Origin of the sequence: Flavobacterium sp., from assembly GCF_043720215.1 — a bacterium.
GTDB lineage: Bacteria > Bacteroidota > Bacteroidia > Flavobacteriales > Flavobacteriaceae > Flavobacterium.
The window spans coordinates 1-22,216 of sequence record NZ_JAYSSZ010000067.1; the positions used below are offsets into that span (position 1 = coordinate 1).

At 32.3% G+C, this 22,216-nt stretch carries 16 protein-coding genes; 8 read left to right on the forward strand and 8 right to left on the reverse strand.

Annotation, left to right across the window (positions count from 1 at the left end; genetic code table 11):
• The 6 genes from purL to ACHZC3_RS02945 all read right to left on the reverse strand — a co-directional run.
• Positions 1–2,796: phosphoribosylformylglycinamidine synthase (purL, locus tag ACHZC3_RS02920; RefSeq protein ID WP_394758381.1), on the reverse strand; the 2,796-nt coding region annotated here is incomplete at its 3' end.
• Between the two features lie 130 nt (positions 2,797–2,926).
• Positions 2,927–4,591, reverse strand: coding sequence for a S8 family serine peptidase (locus ACHZC3_RS02925; protein WP_394758382.1), 1,665 nt, complete (start codon positions 4,589–4,591; stop codon positions 2,927–2,929).
• Between the two features lie 82 nt (positions 4,592–4,673).
• Positions 4,674–6,515 (reverse strand): endonuclease, encoded by a 1,842-nt coding sequence (locus tag ACHZC3_RS02930; protein WP_394758383.1) that lies wholly within the window; start codon positions 6,513–6,515, stop codon positions 4,674–4,676.
• A 174-nt stretch (positions 6,516–6,689) separates the two neighbouring features.
• Complete coding sequence (locus ACHZC3_RS02935) at positions 6,690–8,546, reverse strand: endonuclease (RefSeq protein ID WP_394758384.1); 1,857 nt, start codon at positions 8,544–8,546, stop codon at positions 6,690–6,692.
• Between the two features lie 67 nt (positions 8,547–8,613).
• On the reverse strand, positions 8,614–9,738 hold the full coding sequence (locus tag ACHZC3_RS02940) for an endonuclease (RefSeq protein ID WP_394758385.1): 1,125 nt from the start codon (positions 9,736–9,738) through the stop codon (positions 8,614–8,616).
• Between the two features lie 118 nt (positions 9,739–9,856).
• Positions 9,857–11,071, reverse strand: coding sequence for an RsmB/NOP family class I SAM-dependent RNA methyltransferase (locus ACHZC3_RS02945; RefSeq protein WP_394758386.1), 1,215 nt, complete (start codon positions 11,069–11,071; stop codon positions 9,857–9,859).
• Between the two features lie 262 nt (positions 11,072–11,333).
• Here ACHZC3_RS02945 and lpdA point away from each other — a divergent pair, with 262 nt between their 5' ends.
• Both lpdA and ACHZC3_RS02955 read left to right on the forward strand, forming a co-directional pair.
• Positions 11,334–12,722, forward strand: a complete 1,389-nt coding sequence (gene lpdA, locus ACHZC3_RS02950; protein WP_394758387.1) for a dihydrolipoyl dehydrogenase — start codon at positions 11,334–11,336, stop codon at positions 12,720–12,722.
• A gap of 220 nt (positions 12,723–12,942) precedes the next feature.
• Positions 12,943–14,853 carry an SPFH domain-containing protein gene (locus ACHZC3_RS02955; protein WP_394758388.1) on the forward strand — a complete coding sequence of 637 codons (1,911 nt, stop codon included), beginning with the start codon at positions 12,943–12,945 and terminating at the stop codon, positions 14,851–14,853.
• Between the two features lie 61 nt (positions 14,854–14,914).
• Here the strand turns inward: ACHZC3_RS02955 and ACHZC3_RS02960 are convergent, their stop codons facing one another.
• The gene (locus ACHZC3_RS02960) at positions 14,915–16,036 is read right to left on the reverse strand and encodes a GTP cyclohydrolase (RefSeq protein ID WP_394758389.1); all 1,122 of its coding nucleotides are present in this window, start codon (positions 16,034–16,036) and stop codon (positions 14,915–14,917) included.
• Positions 16,037–16,038: 2 nt separating this feature from the next.
• Positions 16,039–17,019, reverse strand: a complete 981-nt coding sequence (locus tag ACHZC3_RS02965; protein WP_394758390.1) for a transporter — start codon at positions 17,017–17,019, stop codon at positions 16,039–16,041.
• Positions 17,020–17,170: 151 nt separating this feature from the next.
• Here ACHZC3_RS02965 and ACHZC3_RS02970 point away from each other — a divergent pair, with 151 nt between their 5' ends.
• The 6 genes from ACHZC3_RS02970 to ACHZC3_RS02995 all read left to right on the forward strand — a co-directional run bounded on the left by ACHZC3_RS02970 (position 17,171) and on the right by ACHZC3_RS02995 (position 22,216).
• Positions 17,171–17,389: a DUF4834 domain-containing protein gene (locus ACHZC3_RS02970; RefSeq protein WP_394758391.1), complete on the forward strand. Its 219-nt coding sequence runs from the start codon at positions 17,171–17,173 to the stop codon at positions 17,387–17,389.
• A 106-nt stretch (positions 17,390–17,495) separates the two neighbouring features.
• The gene (locus ACHZC3_RS02975; RefSeq protein WP_394758392.1) at positions 17,496–19,913 is read left to right on the forward strand and encodes a YfhO family protein; all 2,418 of its coding nucleotides are present in this window, start codon (positions 17,496–17,498) and stop codon (positions 19,911–19,913) included.
• Positions 19,914–19,937: 24 nt separating this feature from the next.
• Positions 19,938–20,105 carry a hypothetical protein gene (locus ACHZC3_RS02980; protein ID WP_394758393.1) on the forward strand — a complete coding sequence of 56 codons (168 nt, stop codon included), beginning with the start codon at positions 19,938–19,940 and terminating at the stop codon, positions 20,103–20,105.
• Positions 20,102–20,566 carry a nucleotidyltransferase gene (locus tag ACHZC3_RS02985; RefSeq protein WP_394758394.1) on the forward strand — a complete coding sequence of 155 codons (465 nt, stop codon included), beginning with the start codon at positions 20,102–20,104 and terminating at the stop codon, positions 20,564–20,566. The genes ACHZC3_RS02980 and ACHZC3_RS02985 overlap by 4 nt, the downstream gene beginning before the upstream one ends.
• Before the next feature lies 1 nt (position 20,567).
• Positions 20,568–20,942, forward strand: coding sequence for a fluoride efflux transporter CrcB (gene crcB / locus ACHZC3_RS02990; protein WP_394758395.1), 375 nt, complete (start codon positions 20,568–20,570; stop codon positions 20,940–20,942).
• The gene (locus ACHZC3_RS02995) at positions 20,939–22,216 is read left to right on the forward strand and encodes a glycosyltransferase family 4 protein (RefSeq protein WP_394758396.1); all 1,278 of its coding nucleotides are present in this window, start codon (positions 20,939–20,941) and stop codon (positions 22,214–22,216) included. Before crcB ends, ACHZC3_RS02995 begins: the two co-directional genes overlap by 4 nt.

Consider the following 22,216-nt stretch of genomic DNA (forward strand, 5'->3'; position numbering starts at 1 on the left):
CGATTGTTTAGAGTCTAAAAGGAAAGAGGTTTTGAACCAAATGTCTCTATATTTTTTTATATCGAAAGTAAAATCCCCAAGGTCTAAAGTTTCAGTCGAAGTAACGGAACCTATTTTATAAAAAGCTACATTATTTTCTTTAAGTTTACTTTCTACAATTTCATCTGATTTGGCTTGAAAAATGACACCAATGTTTTCAGAGAAAAGTAATTTAACCAAATCTTTTTCGTTTATATCTTTAAAATCAATTATAGCACCTAAATTAATATCTGCAAAACACATTTCAAGCAAAGTAGTAATTAAACCACCACTTCCAATATCATGACCTGCAACTATTTGTCGTTCTGTTATTAAATTTTGAATGGTATTAAACGCATTTTTAAAAAAAGTTGCATCTTTAATTGTTGGTGCATCATTTCCTATTTTATTTAATATTTGGGCGAAAGAAGAGCCCCCTAGTTTAAAATCGTCTTGCGAGAAATTAATATAATAAATAGAGCCTGCATTTTTTTGCAAAACAGGTTCAACCACTTTAGTAATATTAGTACAGTTTCCAGCTGCCGAAATAATAACCGTTCCAGGTGCAATCACTTCATCATTTGGATATTTTTGTTTCATTGAAAGTGAATCTTTTCCTGTTGGAATATTAATTCCCAATTCGATAGCGAAATCAGAACAACTCTTTACTGCTGCATACAAACGTGCATCTTCTCCTTCATTTTTGCAAGCCCACATCCAGTTGGCCGAAAGTGAAATTCCATCTAAACCATCTTTAATAGGAGCCCAAATTATATTAGACAATGATTCTGCTATGGCAGTTCTTGTTCCTGCAACAGGATCAATCAAAGAGGCTATCGGAGAATGTCCTATAGAAGTAGCGATTCCTTCTTTTCCTTGGTAATCTAAAGCCATAACCCCACAATTGTTTAATGGTAATTGTAATGGTCCTGCACATTGTTGTTTGGCTACTTTTCCACCTACACAACGATCCACTTTATTGGTTAGCCAATCTTTACATGCGACTGCTTCCAATTGTAATACTTGTTCTAAATAGGTAGCAATATTTTTGGTTGAATAGTCTAATTCTGAATATTTTCTATCGATTGTTTTATCGGTCATCACCACTTTTGGTGAACTTCCGAAAAAGTCTTCCAAAGCATAATCCATTGGTTTGGCACCTGTAGATTTTGATTCGAATGTAAAACGATGGTCAGCTGTAACATCACCAACTTGATACATAGGTGAACGTTCTCTATCGGCAATTCTTTGTAAAATATCAATATCTTTTGTGCCAATAACTAATCCCATTCTTTCTTGCGATTCGTTACCAATGATTTCTTTGGCAGATAATGTTGGATCACCAATTGGTAATTTATCCAAATCGATTAATCCTCCAGTTTCTTCAACCAATTCTGATAGACAGTTTAAATGTCCTCCAGCTCCGTGATCGTGAATAGAAACAATTGGATTGTTATCACTTTCTACCAATCCACGAATGGCATTAGCAGCTCTTTTTTGCATTTCTGGATTAGAACGTTGAATAGCGTTTAACTCGATTCCTTGACTAAAAGCACCAGTATCTGCAGAAGAAACTGCAGCACCACCCATTCCGATTCTATAATTTTCGCCACCAAGAATAACAATTTTGTCACCTGCTTGTGGCTTTTTCTTAATCGCTTGGTCTAGTTTTCCGTATCCAATTCCACCAGCTTGCATAATCACTTTATCGAAACCTAGTTTTCGAGCTTCTTCTTCGTGTTCGAAAGTTAAGATTGAACCAGTAATAAGCGGTTGACCAAATTTATTTCCAAAATCGGAAGCACCATTAGATGCTTTTATCAAAATATCCATTGGTGTTTGATACAACCATGGTCTTTCGTTCATTGCATTTTCCCAAGGTCTAGTTTCTTCTAATCTTGAATAAGATGTCATATATACTGCAGTACCAGCTAATGGTAAAGAGCCTTGTCCACCAGCCAGTCGATCACGTATTTCTCCTCCTGATCCTGTTGCAGCTCCATTAAAAGGTTCAACAGTAGTAGGGAAGTTATGTGTTTCTGCTTTTACAGAAATAACAGAATCAAATTCTTTAATTTCGTAAAAATCAGGTTTGTCAGCTGTTTTTGGTGCGAATTGTTGCACTCTTGGTCCCTTTACAAAAGCTACATTGTCTTTATAAGCAGAAACAATACCGTTTGGATTTTCCGAAGACGTTTTTTTGATTAATTTGAATAGGGAAGTAGGCATTTCTTCACCATCAATAACAAATGTACCATTGAAAATTTTGTGTCGACAGTGCTCTGAATTGGCTTGTGAGAAAGCAAATACTTCTGAATCTGTTAATTTTCTACCTAATTTTGTAGCTAAATTATCTAAATAATCTACTTCTTCTTGACTTAATGCCAAACCTTCTTGTTTGTTGTAAGCCGCAATATCATCAATATTTAATATAGGTTCTGGCTGAATATTAATCGTATAAATATCTTGATTTAATTCGGTATACTTTTGTGAAAGCATAGGATCGAAATCAGTAAATGTTTCCGAAACTATTTGGAATTCTTCAATTCGTATAATTCCTGAAATTCCCATATTTTGAGTGATTTCAACGGCATTTGTACTCCAAGGCGTAATCATTGTGGCACGTGGACCAATAAAAAAATCCGCTAGAACGGATTTATTTATTTGAGCTGAGTCTGCAAAAAGCCAATTTAATTTTGAAATGTTTTCTGCCGAAATTTCACTTTGTGTTTGAACAGCAAAAATTGTGTTGGTTTTGTTTCCGAAGAAAGAAATCATGTTGTTGTGTTTTTATTCCGCTGCGCTCCATACAAGTCGGCGTTGCCTCGGGTGTAGTTGTAATTGCAAATTTAATAATTTCAAATCAAATTTTAGATAAAAAAAGAGACAATTACTGTCGCTTTTATATTTATTGAATTCTTATTTTAAAAATTTTCTTATATTTCTCATTTTCAATTAGTAGTATGTATAAGCCTACTGAGTGGTTTAATTTGATGTTATTTTTATCAGTACTTAAATTAGTCTGAATATTCGATAATAATTTTCCGTCCATACTGTAAATTTTTAATTGAAAATCACCTTGAAATGTACCTTTATTAAAAATTACTAAATTTTTATTTTGCACAGGGTTTACAACTTGAAATTCTTGTACAAATAACTGAAATTCAGAATTACTCAAAACTTGCTGTAAAGCTTGATTTGCATTTACTCTTCCCCATCCGTGATAAATATCAAATCCAGCAGTATCTTCTGTTACTAATCCTTTTTGATCTTCAGCAGTATTTTGCAAAATGGTTCTAATTTGAGATGGTGTTAAAGTTGGGTTTTGTGCTAACATTAAAGAAGCAATTCCAGCAACTAATGGTGTTGCTTGTGAAGTTCCTCCCCAATAACTGCCTCCATTTGTATCACTGTTATAACTTAATCCGTATGTGTAATTTCCTGGAGCTACAACGTTTATGTGATTTCCAAAACTACTTCCGCTGGTTGTACTCCAAAAAAAAGGTGCTGTTCTTTGGTCGTTTGGATTGGTTGATCCAACTGCAATAACATTGGAATATGTTGTTGAGTATCCTGCTGGGTAATAAGTAACGCTATTATTGTTATTCATCATGCAGGCTACAAATGTGACATTGTTAGAATTAGCATAACTAATAGCATCTGATAATAAAGTAGATGCAGAGCTACCGCCAATAGACATGCTGATTATTTTAGCATCATTGTCTACAGCGTAATAGATTGAGTTTGCCATGGCAGCGTAAGAACCACTATTGCTTGCATTTAAAACTTTTAAAGGCATAATTTTACTATTCCAATTAACACCCGAATATAAATTGTTATTGTTTGGAATAGCGCCAATTATTCCACAAACATTAGTTCCGTGTCCATGATCATCCGTTGGATTATTGTCATTGTTTATCCAATCCCAACCATTAATGTCATCGATATATCCATTATTATCATCGTCAATTCCGTTTGATGCAATCTCAGTAGTATTTACCCAAAGTCTTGCTGCAATATCTGGATGCGTAAGTCTTAAACCGCTATCGGGCACAGCTATAATCATATTTGGATCACCAGTCTGAATATCCCAAGCCAGTTCCATATCTACATCGGCATCGTTGGTGATGGTTCCAACACCTGTTAGAGTACCATTGTTAAACAATCCCCATTGGCGGTTAAAAAAAGTATCATTTGGAACAGTTGCCAAAACTGATGATTCTAGTATTCCGCTACCGTTAGCTATAAAATTAGGTTCGGCGTACTCTATAGTTTCTAATTTTAAATAATCTACACACAATTGTTCAACATTTTTATTGTCATTAAAGATTAGTAAAAAAGTCTTGGTGATTTTGAAATTACCAATTGGCTCAATTTTTTGAATACCTTGAATTAAATTTAAGTGGTCTAAAGAGAGTATTCCAAACTTTTTATTAGAAAAATTAATTGAATTTTCATTTGAATCGAGGTTTTTCAATTTAATTATAATCTGATTTTGTTCTTTTAGTTCTGTTTTTTGACTGTAGGCAAGGCTAAATATGGTAAATAGTATTAAAGTAAGTTGTTTTTTCATAAAAAAATATTTGTTTTCAAATTTAATAATTTCAAATCAAATTTAATATAAAAAAAAGCGGCAATTTCTGCCGCTTTCTCGTTTAGTTGATTATCATTTTTTTAGTTACCGATTCACTTCCTTTTGTTATTTTGATTAAATAAATTCCGGGTTGTAAATTTGAAACGGACACATTAGAATTTGCATTTTCTTTCTCAAATACTTTTTGACCTATTAGTGAATAGATTTCGAGGAAATAGTTTTCGTTTGAATTAGCAAATTTGATGCTAAAATTTCCGTTTGATGGATTTGGGTAAATATTGAAATCGTTTACGTTTAATGTTGTTTCTTTTATTTCGATTTCGTTTCCCATTTTATTTCCAAAACCAGTACAAGTATCAACAGCTAAAACATCCCAATCTGTAGTTATATTAAACGTTGCTTTTGGTACAATGGCAGTTGCTTTTCTTCTTAAAGTTTGATCTATTGCAAAGTTCGCAGTTCCACCATTGAAAGTCCCAATTACATCTATAAGAACACCATTTTTAAACAATCCAATAGCATCATTTCCGTTGTATGTCATATCTGTCGAGGTTGTAGATAAATTTGCTGTAGTTGTAGAATAACAAGTTGATGAAATCATACTATTTACAATTACATATTTTCCGTTATTTGCAATTGTTCCAGAAAGTGTTATTCCTGTACTCCAAGCACCAGCTCCATTACTTTGTTTTTTAATAACATAACCAGTTAAACTTTTTGATACACCAGTTGCATTTGCAATTTCTAAGGCTTTATTATTAGAAGATCCTTCAAGATATTCTGAAAAATATAATTCTGTAATGCTAGATGTTGCTGATGTGGTTGTCACACTTAAAGTAGTACTATTTGCAGATACATTTCCGGCAGCATCTTTTGCTTTTACATAAAATGAATAAGTAGTTCCTGCAACTAATCCAGTTACTGATGTGCTTAAGCTTGTTACGGATGTTTTAAGAACACTATTCATATATATATCATATCCAGAAACACCAATATTGTCTGAAGAGGCTAACCAACTTAAAGTAACACCAGTTGTTGTACTATTTGATGAGGTCAAATTTGTAGGAACAGTTGGAGCTTGCGTATCTGGTGTAGGTACTCCTCCTCCCCAAATCATATTTACATATTCTGGATGATCTATATACGGATTTCTATTCCCTTGACGTGTGTAAATAGCATTGTTACGAGCAATTTCTCTAGCACTAACGGGGTCGTTTGCATGCCAAGTTTTTAGCATATTCAAAAAAGCAGTTGAGAATACCTGATTACTGGTTCTATTAAACATTTCAAAAGGATATGTTGCAACAGTATTTTCATAACGAGTAGCAAAATAAAAATACATTCTAGCGATATCCCCTTTAAATTCATTAATTGGTTCAAAAACAGTTCCTGTATAACCAGTTACTGAACTAGACCCTAATTTACTTCCGTTTAATGATGTCCAACTTGCAGTTGCAACCGTTCCGTGAGGATAATTTGACCGTTGCCCATTTACTTTTCCATCAGTAGGAGGAATGTGGTGTGCATCTGAAACCATAGGCGCTGAAGATCCAAATGTAGATTGTGGTACGATATGTTCTCTATTATAACAATTTCCTTCTGTACTATAAGTTCCACATTGGCTTGTCGTTAATGTGAATTTATATGGATCTACACCAGTTGGGTTTTCTGAATAAATATCAATGATTGAATTATCATTTTCATATTGATTGTCCCTGTCCGAAGTGGCATAAGTTGTCCAGAGTCCTGTGTAACCTTTATCTGTATGTGCTTTAATTTTGTTATACAATTGTGTTTTTAGTATGTAACCTGTTCCTGTCGCTGTGCTGTAATAACCAGTAGGAATTTGGGCAAATGAATAAATTGAAAATAGTAACGTGAGTAATTGTATTCTTAGTTTCATTCAGTTATTGTTTATAGGTTAGTTTTTTTTATTAAAATCCATGCAAAAGTATTAGTAATTAAAACAACTTGTACTTAATCAATATTAACTAATAGTTAAATTATTCATTATTGATAATTAATTGTTTACGATAAAAATAGACATAAAAAAAGCGGCAAATTTGCCGCTTTTTAATTAGTTAATAACAATCTTTTTAACAATTGATTTATTATCCTTAGTTACTTTGACTAAGTACATCCCAGTTTGAAGATGAGAAATGTAAATGCTAGATTTATTAGATTCCTTTTCTTCGAATACTTTTTGACCTATTAAAGAAAAAATTTCTATTGAATAATCGCCACTCGAATTAAACTCTATTTTGAAATTTCCATTTGATGGATTTGGATAAATTTTGAAATCACTTTCAGTAAAATCTACGTTAGATAATGGCAAAAAGGTGTGAGTGCCTACATCACTACAAGTATCTACAGAATATGAATCCCATTCGACTGCTTTATTAAAAGTAGTATTAGGTGAAGTAATTGATGACTTTCTTCTTATAGTTTCATTAATTGCAAAATCTGGTGCACCTCCATTAAAAACGCCTACAATATCAATTAGAATTCCATTTTTGAATAAGCCTACTGGATCATTCCCGTTGTATGTCATTTCTGTTGCAGAAGTAGATAAATTTGCACTAGCTGTTGGGTAACAGCCAACTGCAATTAAACTATTTACAATAACAAAAATAGAACCATTGTTTAAAGTTCCAGTTAGATTTATTCCTGTACTCCAAGCACCAGCACCATTAGTTTGTCTTTTTATACTATATAATCCAGTAGCTAAGTCAACAGGAGATCCGGTAAAGTTTGCAATTTCTAATGCTTTGTTATTACTTGATCCTTCTACATATTCAGAAAAGAAAAGCTCTGATGCATTACCACCACCACTTGCTGTAGTTGTTCCGTTTACAGTATTACTTATAGGTGAAGAATTACCTGCAGCATCTCTAGCAATTACGTAAAAACTATAAGTTGTAGATGCTGTTAATCCTGTAACGATTGCAGTAAGACCAGGAACTGACATTGTAAAAACACCATCTTTATATACATCATAACTTGTAATACCTATATTATCTGTTCCAGCTAACCAACTTAACGAAACTGAATTTGAAGTTGTTCCTGTCACCGCTAAGCTTGTTGCAGCAGTTGGGTTTTGTGTGTCAGGAGTTGGATTCCAAACCATGTTTACATATTCTGGATGATCAATGTAAGGGTTCCTGTTATTCTGACGTGCATAAATAGCGTTATTACGTGTAATTTCATATGCACTAACTGGATCAGCTGCATGCCAAGCTAATAACATGTCTCTAAAAGTATTAGTGAAAACTTGATTAGAAGTTCCGTTGAACATTTGGTAAGAGTAACCAGACACCACATCTTCATAACGAGTAGCAAAATACAAATACATACGTGCAATATCCCCTTTAAAAGAGCTATTGGGTTCAAATGCTGTTCCTGTATATCCAGAAACGGAGCTATTACCTAATTTGCCTCCATTATTAGAAGTAAAAGTTGCAGTTGTTACATTTCCGTGAGGAAAATTAGCTCTTACACCATTTACATGTTTATCTGTTGGCGGAATATGGTGGGCATCCGATACCATAGGAGCTAAAGAACCAAAAACAGATTGGGGTACAATATGTTCTCTATTGTAAAATTCACATTCTGTTGTACCACCAGTTCCATTGTCTTCATCTGTTATGTATATGAAAGAACATTCTCCAGTACTACCTGTTGGGTTTTCTGTATAAATATCGTAAACAGTATTGTCATTTTCATAACCAGTACCTGTAAATATATCTCTGTCTGAAGTACCATAAGTTGTCCATAGACCAGCATAACCTCTATCAGTGTGTCCGTTTATAATATTGTATAACTGTGTTTTTAAAACATATCCACTACCAGTTGCTGTACTATAATAACCAGCAGGAATTTGAGCAAAAGTCACTAGTGAGATTAGTAAAAATAAAATTGTAATTTTCTGTTTCATAGGTTTTTAAGTTTTAGATTTTGGGAATCTATTTGAATTGCAAAGTTATTATTTTTTTATAAAAAAATTAATTTATGATGATCTTTTTTGTATCTGAAGCGTTATCTGCTGAGAGCTTCAAAAAATAAAATCCTTTAGGTAAATTTTCTAAAGTATATTTATTTTGATTTCTAACTGGATTAGAAATTTGTTGCATAATCTGCCCATTGATATTTATTATCTGAATTTCGTCTAATTCATTTTCAGTTTCAATATTTATTCTTTGATCGTTTGATGGATTAGGATAAACGTTTATATCTGCAATAAGTTCGAAAGAATCGGTAGATAAAAAGATTGCCGGCCAACGATTTTCTGCAACCGGACCACCCCAAATTACAGTTGCTAAATAAGGATTGTCAATAAATGGGTTTCTGTTTCCTTGTCCATATGTATTACTTGTGTTTCCTAAGTAGGTGTTTCTTTTATCTTCATATTCAGAAACAGGGTCTTCCGCATTCCATTGTAAAAAGAGTTGAATCATATTAATATCTGTAGCAACAGTAGCTCCTGTTCCAACTCCTGTGGGTAAGCACTGAGTAGGATATCTTAAATACAAATACATCATATTTCTAGCTACATCACCTTTCCACTCGTCACCTGGGTACCAAGTTCCAGAAGTTACATCTTGAGAGTTTCCAGAGCCTGCAGCAAATAGTTCGTTAGCACGATTTGCATTTCTGTCAACATCACATGTTCTTAAATGATGTGCATCTGCTCCAGCACCTGTTGTTCCTAAAGGAGGTGTTCCTAATGCTTGAGCATATACATGTTCTCTGTTCCAAGCACATTGGCTTCCAGCAGAAACATCAGCTTCTTTATTTCTTCTTCTGTGTTCATTCCAATTTGTTGATGTTCCAAAATTACTTTCATCAACATAATTACAAACAGTGCTATTATCAAAACCATACAATAATAAAACATTTGTATTTGTTGCGTCCAATGGGTCTAAGTCAATAATTTTTAGAGCATTTTCGCATTGGGCATAATTTAGAACATTTGTATGTGTTGAAGTAATTTTAGTTGCTAATGCATTTTTTAATGGCATACCAGTTAATGTCCAGTTAAATCCATTGTAATATGGATTAGCTGGAGCTCCTGCTTGTGCAAACCCTAAAGTAACGCTCAGTAACAATAATAAGTAGATTTTTTTCATGATAAATAAATTTAAAAAAATTGGGCGAGCAAACATAATCCAAATTTTAGAATTAAAAATTTAAAAAAGAACTTTTTAATCAAACTTTAAGTTTTAATAACATAGAATCGAATATTTTTTAAGCTTTACGTTCTAACAAAGCCATATAAAACCCATCAAAACCAGACTCTGAAGCCAAGATTTTAGAATCTTTTATAAAGGTAAAGCTTTTTCCAGTTTCTGTTGTTAAAAATTTCTCTATTTGTTCTTGATTTTCAGAAGGTAAGATAGAACAAGTTGCGTAAACTAATTTTCCTCCAGGTTTTACTATTCTAGAGTAACTTTCTAGAACTTCGGCTTGTATTTTTTTGATATTCTCGATGAATTCAGGTTGTAATTTCCATTTTGCATCTGGATTACGTTTTAGGACTCCCAAACCGCTACAAGGTGCATCAATAAGAACTCTATCGGCTTTTTCAGCTAATTTTTTAATAACTTTTGTAGAATCGATAATTTTGTATTCGATATTAAAAGCACCATTACGTTTGGCACGAAGTTTTAATTGTTTTAATTTGCTTTCGTACAAATCCATCGCAATAAGTTGTCCTTTGTTTTCCATTAAGGAAGCCAAATGCAAGGTTTTTCCGCCAGCACCAGCACAAGTATCTACTACTCTCATTCCTGGTTTTACATCAAGAAACGCAGCCACTAATTGTGAATTTGCATCTTGAACTTCGAATAATCCTTGTTTGAAAGCATCTGTTAAAAATACATTTGCTCTTTCTTTTAGCACTAAAGCGTCTGGTTGGTCTGGTAATGTATCAGTATCTATATTCAAATCCATTAAAATGGCACGTAATTTTTCACGGGTTGTATTTAATGTATTTGTTCTTAAAATTACTTTTGCAGGTTGGTTTTGAGCAGCAATTTCGGTAGCCCAAACTTTTTCGCCCAATTCTTTTACACCCAATGCATCCATCCAATCTGGAATAGATTCTTTTATGGCTCTTGTTTTAGATAATTCGTCGAAACGACCTTTTATTTTACGTTCAGGAGTTCCTTCTAGTTGTCTCCAATCTGGAATTGTATAACCACGCATAACTGCCCAAGAAGCAAACATTCTCCATATATTATCTCTGTCAAAAGGCTCTTTAACTTCTGCAATTTCAGCATACAAACGCTTCCAACGCACAATTTCGTAGATGGTTTCGGCAACGAACTTACGGTCTGAACTTCCCCAGCGTTTGTCTTTTTTTAAGGCACGCGCTACTACTTTGTCGGCATATTCACCTTCGTTGAAAATAGCGTTTAATGAATCTATTGTGGTGTAAACTAAATTTCTATGTAATCTCATTTTTCTAAAATTGAGGTGCAAAGGTACAATATAATAGTCGAAAGTCATAAAGTCTTAATGTCGAAAGTATGAGTCTGACAAAAAGTTTATTTTTACTTGAATTTGCGTTCCAGATAGTAGTGGAAATCCTTTTTTGTCTCGTTTTTTTTACGAGACAAAAAAGATTGTAACGGATAGCTGGTTAAAACGCCATAAAAAAAGCCTTGATTATTTTAGTAGTATTTATTATTTGTTTATTTTCGCTATCTGAAAAATCATTATTATGAAATACGATATTATTGTTTTAGGAAGTGGTCCTGGAGGTTACGTTACTGCGATTAGAGCTTCGCAATTAGGTTTTAAAGTAGCAGTTGTCGAAAAAGAAAGTTTGGGTGGTGTTTGTTTAAATTGGGGCTGTATTCCAACAAAAGCTTTGCTAAAATCTGCTCAAGTATTTGATTACCTAAAGCATGCTTCGGATTATGGATTAGTTGTTCCTGCATTTGATAAAGATTTTGGTGCTGTAGTTTCTAGAAGTAGAAATGTAGCTGGAGATATGAGTAAAGGTGTTCAATTCTTGATGAAAAAGAACAAAATTGACGTTATTGATGGTTTTGGGAAACTAAAAGCAGGTAAAAAGGTTGACGTGACTGATAAAGAAAATAAAATTACAGAATATTCAGCGGATCATATCATTATTGCTACTGGAGCACGTTCTCGTGAGTTGCCAAACTTGCCACAAGATGGAGTAAAAGTAATTGGCTACAGACAAGCAATGACGTTACCAAAACAACCAAAATCGATGATAATTGTGGGTTCTGGTGCAATAGGAGTAGAGTTTGCTCATTTTTATAATGCAATGGGGACTGAAGTTACTATTGTAGAATTTATGCCAAATATTGTTCCTGTTGAAGACGAAGATATTTCGAAACAAATGGAGCGTTCTATGAAAAAAGCTGGAGTGAAAATCATGACATCTTCTTCTGTAGAAAAAATAGACACTTCAGGAAAAGGAGTAAAAGCATTTGTAAAAACAGCTAAAGGCGAGGAAACTATTGAGGCTGACATATTACTTTCGGCAGTTGGAATTAAAACAAACATAGAAAATATAGGTTTAGAAGAAGTAGGAATTTCTACTGATAAAGATAAAATTTTAGTAAACGCATTTTCACAAACGAATATTCCAGGTTATTACGCTATTGGAGATGTTACTCCAGGTCAAGCATTGGCTCACGTAGCTTCTGCTGAAGGAATAAACTGTGTTGAAAAAATTGCTGGATTGCATGTAGATCCAATCGATTACGGAAATGTTCCTGGTTGTACGTATGCAACACCAGAAATTGCTTCAGTAGGTTTGACAGAAAAACAAGCAAGAGAAAAAGGATACGAATTGAAAATTGGTAAATTTCCATTTTCTGCTTCAGGAAAAGCAAAAGCTTCTGGTACACCGGATGGTTTTGTAAAAGTTATTTTTGATGCAAAATATGGAGAATGGTTGGGTTGTCACATGATTGGTGCTGGCGTTACAGATATGATTGCGGAAGCAGTTGTAGCTCGTAAACTAGAAACCACGGGTCATGAAATCCTAAAAGCGATTCACCCACATCCAACAATGAGTGAAGCAGTTATGGAAGCCGTGGCTGATGCTTATGGAGAAGTAATCCATTTGTAATTAGATTGTTAGAAAGTTAGAATTTTTGACATCTTAGATTATAGTAACCGTTTTGTGAAAGCAAAGCGGTTTTTTCATGATACAAAATATTGACTGTTAGGTGTTTGAAATTAATTCAATTAAATAAAATCAAAGTAATGTAACTTTTATAATAAGCAGTCGTATAATAATAGATTCTATATTTTTAATCAGAATAATTTTAACAAATAAATATAAAAAAATGACAAGTATTTTTGATTTTTGGTGGATAATCTTAATTGTTTTATCTGTTCTTTTTTACAAATTCGTTTTGCGAGTGTTTTTTGGAATGGTCATCGTTCCTGAGGATAAAATTGGTTTAGTTACCAAAAAATTCGTTCTTTTTGGAGCTGATAAATCACTTCCAGATAGCAGAATTATTGCTACAAAAGGAGAAGCTGGTTTTCAAGCTCAAACATTGGCTCCTGGATTGTATTGGGCAATGTGGATTTGGCAATATTCAGTAGACATGACCTCATTTACAATTATTCCTGAAGGAAAAATTGGATTAATCTTAAGTAAAGATGGGAAAGAGATTCCAACTGGTCGTATTTTAGCAAGAAAAGTAGCAAGTGATAACTTTCAAGATGCAAAAGCATTCTTAGATAATGGTGGGCAAAAAGGACGTCAAACCGCATTTATTACTACTGGATCTTATCGTATTAATACTTTTCTTTTTGAAATTGTTATTGCCGATCAAATTAAGATTTTTGAAAATATGATTGGAATCGTAACTGCATTAGATGGTGAACCGATTACTCAAGGTCAAATAGCTGGTACAAATGTAGATGGGCATAATAATTTTCAAGATTGTGATGAATTTTTGAATAAAGGAGGAAATAGAGGTTTGCAACCTCAAGTAATGCTTGCTGGATCGTATTATATTAATACATGGGCGTTTCAGATTGAACAAAACCCAATGACTGATGTACAAATAGGTTATGTTGGAGTAGTAATTTCATATATTGGAGAAGATGGATTAGATGTTACAGGAGAACATTTCAAACACGGAAATATTGTATCAAAAGGGCAACGTGGAGTTTGGATGGAACCACTTGGACCAGGAAAATATGCGTTAAATAAATATACAACTAAATTAGAGCCAGTTCCTACAACAAACCTAGTCCTAAATTGGGCAGATGCACGTAGCGAATCTCATAATCTAGATCATAATTTATCTACAATAACTGTACGTTCGAAAGATGGTTTTCCCTTTAATTTAGATGTGTCACAAATTATTCATGTTCCAGCTAACGAAGCGCCTAAGGTTATTGCACGTTTTGGTAGTATGACAAATCTTGTTTCTCAGGTTCTAGAACCAACAATTGGAAATTATTTTAGAAACTCAGCTCAAGAAAGCGATGTGATTTCATTTTTAAGTACAAGAAAAGAACGTCAAGAATCTGCAAAAAATCATATCAAAGTGGTTTTAGATGAATACAATGTTAATGCAGTAGATACTTTAATTGGAGATATTGTGCCTCCAGAATCTTTGATGAAAACTTTGACTGATAGAAAAATTGCAGAAGAAGAACAAAAAACATATCAAACCCAAAAGATGGCACAAGAACAACGTCAGGGAATGGAAAAAGAAACTGCTATTGCAGATATGCAAAAAGAAATTGTAAAAGCTTCACAAAGTGTTGAAATTGCACAACGAACAGCAGATGCAACTGTAAAAAAAGCAGAAGGAGATGCTACCAGTTTAAAATTGAATGTAAATGCTGAAGCTGAAGCTACAAAAATGAGAGCTAATGCAGAAGCAGAAGCTACGAAAGCTAGAGCAGGAGCACAGGCAGAAGCTACAAAACTTACTGCAAGTGCTGAGGCTGAAAGAATTTCTAAAACTGGTTTAGCTGAAGCTGAAAAAATTATGGCAGTTGGTAAATCTACTGCTGAAGCTTATCAATTACAAGTTTCCGCTATGGGTGAAGATAATTTTGCAAAATATAAAATTACCGAAGAAATAGGCAAAGGAAATATTAAAGTTATTCCTGATGTTTTAATCACTGGTACAAATGGTTCTGAAGGAGGAATTAGCGGATTGCTAGGTATGAAACTAATGGAAATGATGGATGCAAATAGTGAGAATCAAAATACTAAGAAAAAATAATTTTTAACTTGAATATTATACATCCGTCTTGTTGCAAAACAAGACGGATTTTTTTATAAACCTAAACTAAGTTTTTTCTAAACGTTTTTCTCTTGCAAATAATCTTTGGGTCAAAATTTTTCCAAAGTAATTGTATAGCCAAATTATCTGCTAATTCGGGAGTTCGAATGCAGTTTTTTATTCCCATTTTGGTAAATGTTGTATGATACTCTTTAAAAATAATTGCTGTTGCTCCTTTGTTTTGGTAATCAGGATGAACACCAATGAGATAAAAAAGAACATCTTTACTATTTTTTTTTGCATTTAATAAGTGAAGAAATCCAAAAGGAAATAATTTTCCATTTGTTTTTTGTAATGCTTTAGAAAAACTAGGCATTACAATGGCAAAAGCAATTAGATTTCCATCTTTATCTTCTACATATTTTATAAATTCGGGATTAATAAAACTAATGTATTTTTTTTTAAAATATTCTTTCTGCGTATCTGAAATAGCTACAAAAGATGACAAACTAGCATAGGAAGTATTAAACAAATCGAACATTTTATCTACGTAGGGCATTACCTCTTTTGTAGATTTAAAATTGATTGGTTTTAGTTGGTATCTTTTTTTGATTAATTCTTGGGCTTTATCAAAATATTCAAGTTTTACATTCTCAAACGGGAATTTATTTTCGTGATATATTTTTTCAGTACTATAACCTAACTGCTCGAAATGATTTACGTAGTATGGAAAATTATACCACGTAACCATAGTTCCTATTTCTTCATAACCCTCAGTAAGAACACCTACTTTGTCAAGGTTAGAAAATCCCATAGGTCCTTCTACATACTCTAGATTGTTTTTGCGCCCTAGTTCATATACTTTTTCGAGTAAAGCTTTTGTAACTTCAATATCATCAATAACATCAAACCAACCAAACCGGACTTTCTTTTTTTGTTGGGCATTTACTTCACTCCAATTTATAATAGTAGCTATTCTTCCTACAATTTCATTGTTTTTATAGGCTAGAAAAAAGTAGGCTTCTGCATTTTCGAAAGCTGGATTTTTAGTCTTATCAAAAGTTTCAAGTTCGTCAGCAATAATAGGTGGAACCCAGTATTTATTGTTTTTATATAAAGAAAAAGGAAATTTTATATAATCTGTTAATTCACTTTTAGTTAGGGCTTCTTTTATTACAATCATATTTAATTTTTTTTATCGCCACTTTCAATTTCGTCTAATCTTTTTTGATCTTTTGGTTTGGTTTTGTCGTCTTTACCTTTTTCTTCTTCTTTTCCTTCTTTAATTTTTATGTCTTTGTAGTTCTCTCTAAATCGCCATGACATACCTATTCCTCCATAAAAAATGCTAGGTGTACTTTTTGTGCTTGTTCCAAGAGATGCGTCTATTTGTATATCCTTGTCAAAAAGATAAGCAGCACCACCTCTTAAAACAAAATCAGAATAAAAAGTTCCTTTGTAGCCTTGGTTTTCTATAAATAGTGATAAATGTTCGTTGATACCTCTTGTAAGAGTCATTACATAGTTTAAACTTTTAAATTCTGTAGCAATTTTATCATAAGCTATATTAGTTACTAAAACCCATCTTGTTCCAAAATGATTTTGGGCAATTAGCATCACTTTCGGGCTAACTTGTGGTTCTTTTAGTGTTGTGAAGTTAAATGGGTTATCAGAAAAATTTAGATTTACACCAGCATAACCAGAAAGAGCAGGAATAAATTCTTTCCATTTTATTTTAAAACTATGATTGGCTTTCCAGCTATAAATATTTGGTTTCTCTTCTTTTTTGTTTTTAAAAGGATCATAAATTAAGTATTTAGCACCAAAAGTTAGTTGCCTTACAGCACTTCTGTTTTCAGTAACAAAATTAGATTTGTATTTGTCAAACTGATATTGAAAGTCCCCAATAAGCTCTAATTGTTCAAAAAACAACCCCCAACGAAGTTGTACATCGGCGTTGAAACCAGAAGCTTTATAGTCTAGAAGTTCGTGTTTCTCAGTTATATAGTTCATTCCTCCTTCAGCTTGAAACACAGATTTACCAACTGAAAATGCCATCATAGATTTTCCAGGTCTATTTGAGTTTATTTCTTCAGTAAATTGAGAATAGGTTGAAACGGTTATTAATAAAACGCCAATGAGTGTTATAGATTTGAATAATTTCATAAAAAATTAATTTTGTAAACCAAATGTAATATATTTTATCATTATTTTAAGAATCAAAATTTAATTTTAAAATATAGTTTTGTTATTTTTGAAGAAAATTTATACAATGCAAGAAGCGTCTTTTAATGGTTTTTTTAAAACAATTATATATATGATTGGATTTTATTATCTAGTCAAATTTTTGGGACGAATATTTTTACCAATACTTTTAAAAAAAGTAGTTGATAAAGCCCAAGATAATTTTAATAAACACCAAGGTCAAAATCCTTTTAATCAAACAAATAATCAAGATTCTCAAACTTCCAAAAAAGAGAATCCAAAACCTACAAAACAAGTGGGAGATTATATAGATTACGAAGAAGTGGAGTAGATTTCAGGTTAAGAATATTAGACAGCTACATAAAAAGCTAAAATCTAAAATCTAAAATCTAAAATTTTCCTATCTTCACGCCTTATTTGATTCAATTTAAGTTTTTATGAATAAACTGCAACGTTTTTATCCGCATGCATTGGCTGTTTTAGCCTTTGCACTAGTTTCATTAATTTATTTTTATCCTGTTTTGCAAGGAAAAAAAATCCTTCAGTCAGATATTGTGCAATATACTGCAATGGCTAAGGAGCAGAATGATTTTAGAGCAGAGAATCATGCAGAGCCGTACTGGACAAATTCTGCTTTTGGCGGTATGCCAACTTATCAGTTAGGTGCACATTATCCTCACAATTATATTAAAAGTATTGATGGATTGTTACGATTTTTGCCACGTCCTGCCGATTATATGTTTTTATATTTCTTAGGATTTTATATTTTGCTTTTAGTGATGAAAGTAAACCCACTGAAAGCTTTTTTTGGAGCCTTAGCCTTTGGGTTTTCTACTTATCTAATAATTATACTTGGTGTTGGTCACAATGCAAAAGCACATGCAATTGCTTATATGCCATTAGTTATAGCAGGTGTTTTATTAGTTTTTCAACAAAAAAAATATATTCTTGGAGGTTTGTTAACATTGTTTGCAGCTGCATTAGAAATTAATGCCAATCACTTTCAAATGACTTACTATCTTCTACTATTTTTATTGATTGTATCAATTTATTTTATTTACAAAGGTATAAAAAACAAAGAGTACAAATCACTTTTATTCAGTTTAGGGACTTTTGCAATAGCTGGTTTGTTTGCAATTGGAGCAAATACCACAAGTTTATTAGCAACATCTGAATATGCTAAAGAAAGCACAAGAGGTAAAAGCGAATTAACTTACAATCCTGATGGTTCAAAAAGCAATAATGCTGGAACAATGACTTATGATTATATTACAGAATACAGTTACGGTATAGCCGAAAGTTTCAACTTAATTTCACCTCGAATTTTTGGAGGCTCAAATAGTGAAAATCTAGGAACTGATTCTGCAATGTATGAATATGCAATAGCTCAAAATGTCCCTGAAGACCAAGCAAAAGAAATAGTAAAAGGCTTACCAACTTATTGGGGAGATCAACCTATTGTTGCGGCACCAGCTTATATTGGCGCTATAGTTTTCTTCTTGGCAGTTTTGGCTTTGTTTTGTGATAATCGAAAAATAAAATACATTTTTCTTGCTGGAGCTTTAGTTTCCTTGTTGCTTTCTTGGGGAAAAAACTTCTCTTTATTGACAGATTTCTTTATCAGTTTTATACCAATGTATGATAAATTTAGAGCAGTTTCGTCTATACAAGTTATACTCGAAATATGTATGCCAGTATTGGCAATTATGGGATTGCAATCCTTTTTTAAATTAGAAGAGAAAGAAAAATGGACAAATTTGTGGAAATCTGCTTCAGTAAGTATCGGTATTTTAGCTTTGTTATTTGTTTTTAAAGGAAGTTTTAGTTTTGCTGGTGGAAGTGATAATTATTTTATGGAATCGTATGGTCCAGAATTTATTGAAGCATTAAAAGTAGATAGAAAATCGATGTTTTCAGCCGATTTATTGCGTTCATCCTTCTTGATTTTAGTAGTTTTCGGAGTGATGTGGTTATCTATAAAAAATACAGTTTCTCATAAAGTTGCAGTAATTATTGTGGGAATTATTATGATTGCCGATTTGTTTTTTATTGATAAAAACTATCTGAATTCTTCTAGTTTCGTAAATGCTCACGAAGTAGATCAACCTTATGAAGAGACGTCTTATGATAAAGCTATTTTAGAAGATAAATCATATTATCGGGTTTTTGAAGTTTCTCAAAACGTAATGAGCGATACGAGAGCGTCTTATTTTCATAAGTCTATAGGTGGTTATAGCGCTGTGAAACCTAGAAGAATGCAAGAATTATTCGATTATCAGATTTCTAAAAATAATATGGAAGTTGTAAATATGTTGAATGTAAAATACCTAATTCAAACCAACGAAAAAGGAGAAAAAATAACGATTAAAAGTACAGCAGCTAATGGTAATGCTTGGTTTGTAAAAGAAGTAAAACTTGTGAATTCTGCTGATGCTGAAATGAAATCTTTGGACAAATTAGAAACAAAAAACATAGCAATTATTAATTCTAAAGATTTTAATGTAAAAACCCAAAATTTTATAAAAGATTCAACTTCAACAATAAAACTAACTTCATACGCACCAAACGAGCTAAAATACATTTCTAATAATACTAATATTGGTTATGCAGTTTTCTCCGAGATGTATTACAAAAATGGTTGGAATGCCTATATTGATGGGAAACTGTCAGGTCATGAAAGAGTAAATTATGCTTTGAGAGGTTTAGCAATTCCCGCTGGAAAACATGCAATAGAATTCAAATTTGAGCCACAAGTGGTAAAAACAGGAAGCATGATTTCATTAATAAGCTTTATTGGAATTTTACTATTATTAGGCGGAGGAATTTATTATGAAACTAGAAAAATGGAAAGTTAATTTATTCGTATATTTAATAAAAAAATGAGAAGTAGCAAACTAAATTACGGCGATCCTAAATCTTTAGAGAATAAAAGATTAGATGAAATAAAAAAACTTTCATATCTAGAAAGATTAGAAAGGTTATTTGCTATTTTAGAAGTTACTTATATGTTGAAAACTGCCAAAAAAGTACAATTCAAAACTAAATGAATCAACAAATAGTAGATATTTGGAAATATTTTTTTCAATTCAATGTTCGTTACATTACCATTGGAGGATTTGCTGTTAATATATATGGATACAATAGAGCTACAGGAGATATTGATATTTATTTAGATGACACTAAAGAAAATCGTATCAATTTGCGACATGCTTTTATAGAAATTGGTTTGGGAGATTTTGAATCAATCGAAACCATGCAATTTATTCCTGGTTGGACCGATTTTACTTTAAGTTATGGTTTAAGATTAGATATAATGACAAGTGTAAAAGGCTTAGAAGACAAACCATTTGACACTTTATTAGAATCTGCTACCGTTGTTATGATTGATGATGTTCCAGTAAAATTCATAGATTACGACAACTTAATTATTGCTAAAAAAGCAACCAACAGAAAAAAAGATATTTTAGATATCGAAGAACTAAACAAATTAAATAATCCAGAGAAATAGTTTGAAAAACTTATTATACATAGCACTTGGTGGTGGTTTGGGTAGCGTTTTGCGTTACTTAACTTCTGTGGTTATGAATAAGTATGTACAATCTAATTTTCCGTATGCCACTTTTGTGACTAACATTGTAGGTTGTTTACTCATCGGATTATTTTTTGGCTATTTAGAAAAACAAAATGCGATTTCTCAGGATTTAAAATTCTTTTTAATTACCGGACTTTGTGGTGGTTATACTACATTCTCGACTTTTTCTCATGAAAATGTACAATTGCTGCAAACCAATCAAATTCTAATACCTTTTTTATATATTAGCTTGAGTGTTTTCTTAGGATTAATGGCTACTTGGTTTGGACTTACAATTGCCAAAGCATTATGAAAAAAGTACTAATAATAACCTATTATTGGCCGCCAGCTGGAGGGCCAGGTGTGCAGCGATGGTTAAAATTTGTAAAATATTTACCCGATTATAACATTCAGCCGATAGTTTATGTTCCTGAAAATCCAACGTATCCAATTGTAGATGAAGGTTTGGTTAATGAGGTTTCGGATAAAGCAATTGTCCTAAAAAATCACATTTTTGAACCTTACCAATTGGCTTCAGTTTTCTCCAAAAAAAGTACAAAAGGAATTAGTTCTGGGATTATTCCGAATCAGAAAAAACAAACTTTTTTGCAAAAAATATTGCTTTGGATTCGAGGTAATTTGTTTATTCCTGATGCTAGATTTTTATGGGTAAAACCGTCAGTTAAATACCTAAAAAAATATATTCAAGAAAACAATATTGACACCATAATTACTTCTGGACCACCACACAGTTTGCATTTAATTGGTTTGAAATTAAAGCAAAATTTGAATATAAAATGGTTCGCTGATTTTCGGGATCCTTGGACAACTATTGGCTATCATTCTGCTCTAAAACTATCTACTTATACTCAAAAAAAACATAAAGAATTAGAACGAAAAGTACTGAATTCAGCCGATACTATTATTGTAACTAGTAAAACTACAAAAGCAGAATTCCAACAGATTACTCAAAAACCAATCGAAGTAATTACCAATGGTTATGATGTTGAAAATGTATCTAAACAAGTACTAGACGAAAAATTTACTTTAGCGCACATTGGCTCTTTTTTATCGGACAGAAATCCTATTATTCTATGGGAATCTTTGCAGGAATTAATTACAGAAAACGAATTATTTGCTCAATCTTTTCAGTTGAAACTGATAGGAAAAGTGAGTCAAGAAATTTTAGATACTATTGAAGCTTTTAATCTAAATTCTTATGTAAATAATTTGGGCTATGTTTTCCATATTGAAGCGATTGAACATCAAAGGAAATCACAGGTTTTAGTGCTAATTGAGATAGATTCTGCTGAGACTAAAAGTATCATTCCAGGAAAATTATTTGAATATATGGTGTCTGAAAGACCGATACTTGCTATTGGTCCAAAAGATTCCGATTTTGCTGAAATTATCACTTCAACTAATACGGGAGTTTTCTTTACATACAAAGAAAAAGAACGATTAAAAAGTCAAATTTCAACTTATTTTCAATTGTTTTTAGAGCAAAATCTAAAAGTTTATCCAGTTGGATTACAACAATATTCCAGAAAAATTTTGACGGATAAATTGGCGAAAATGCTAAAATAA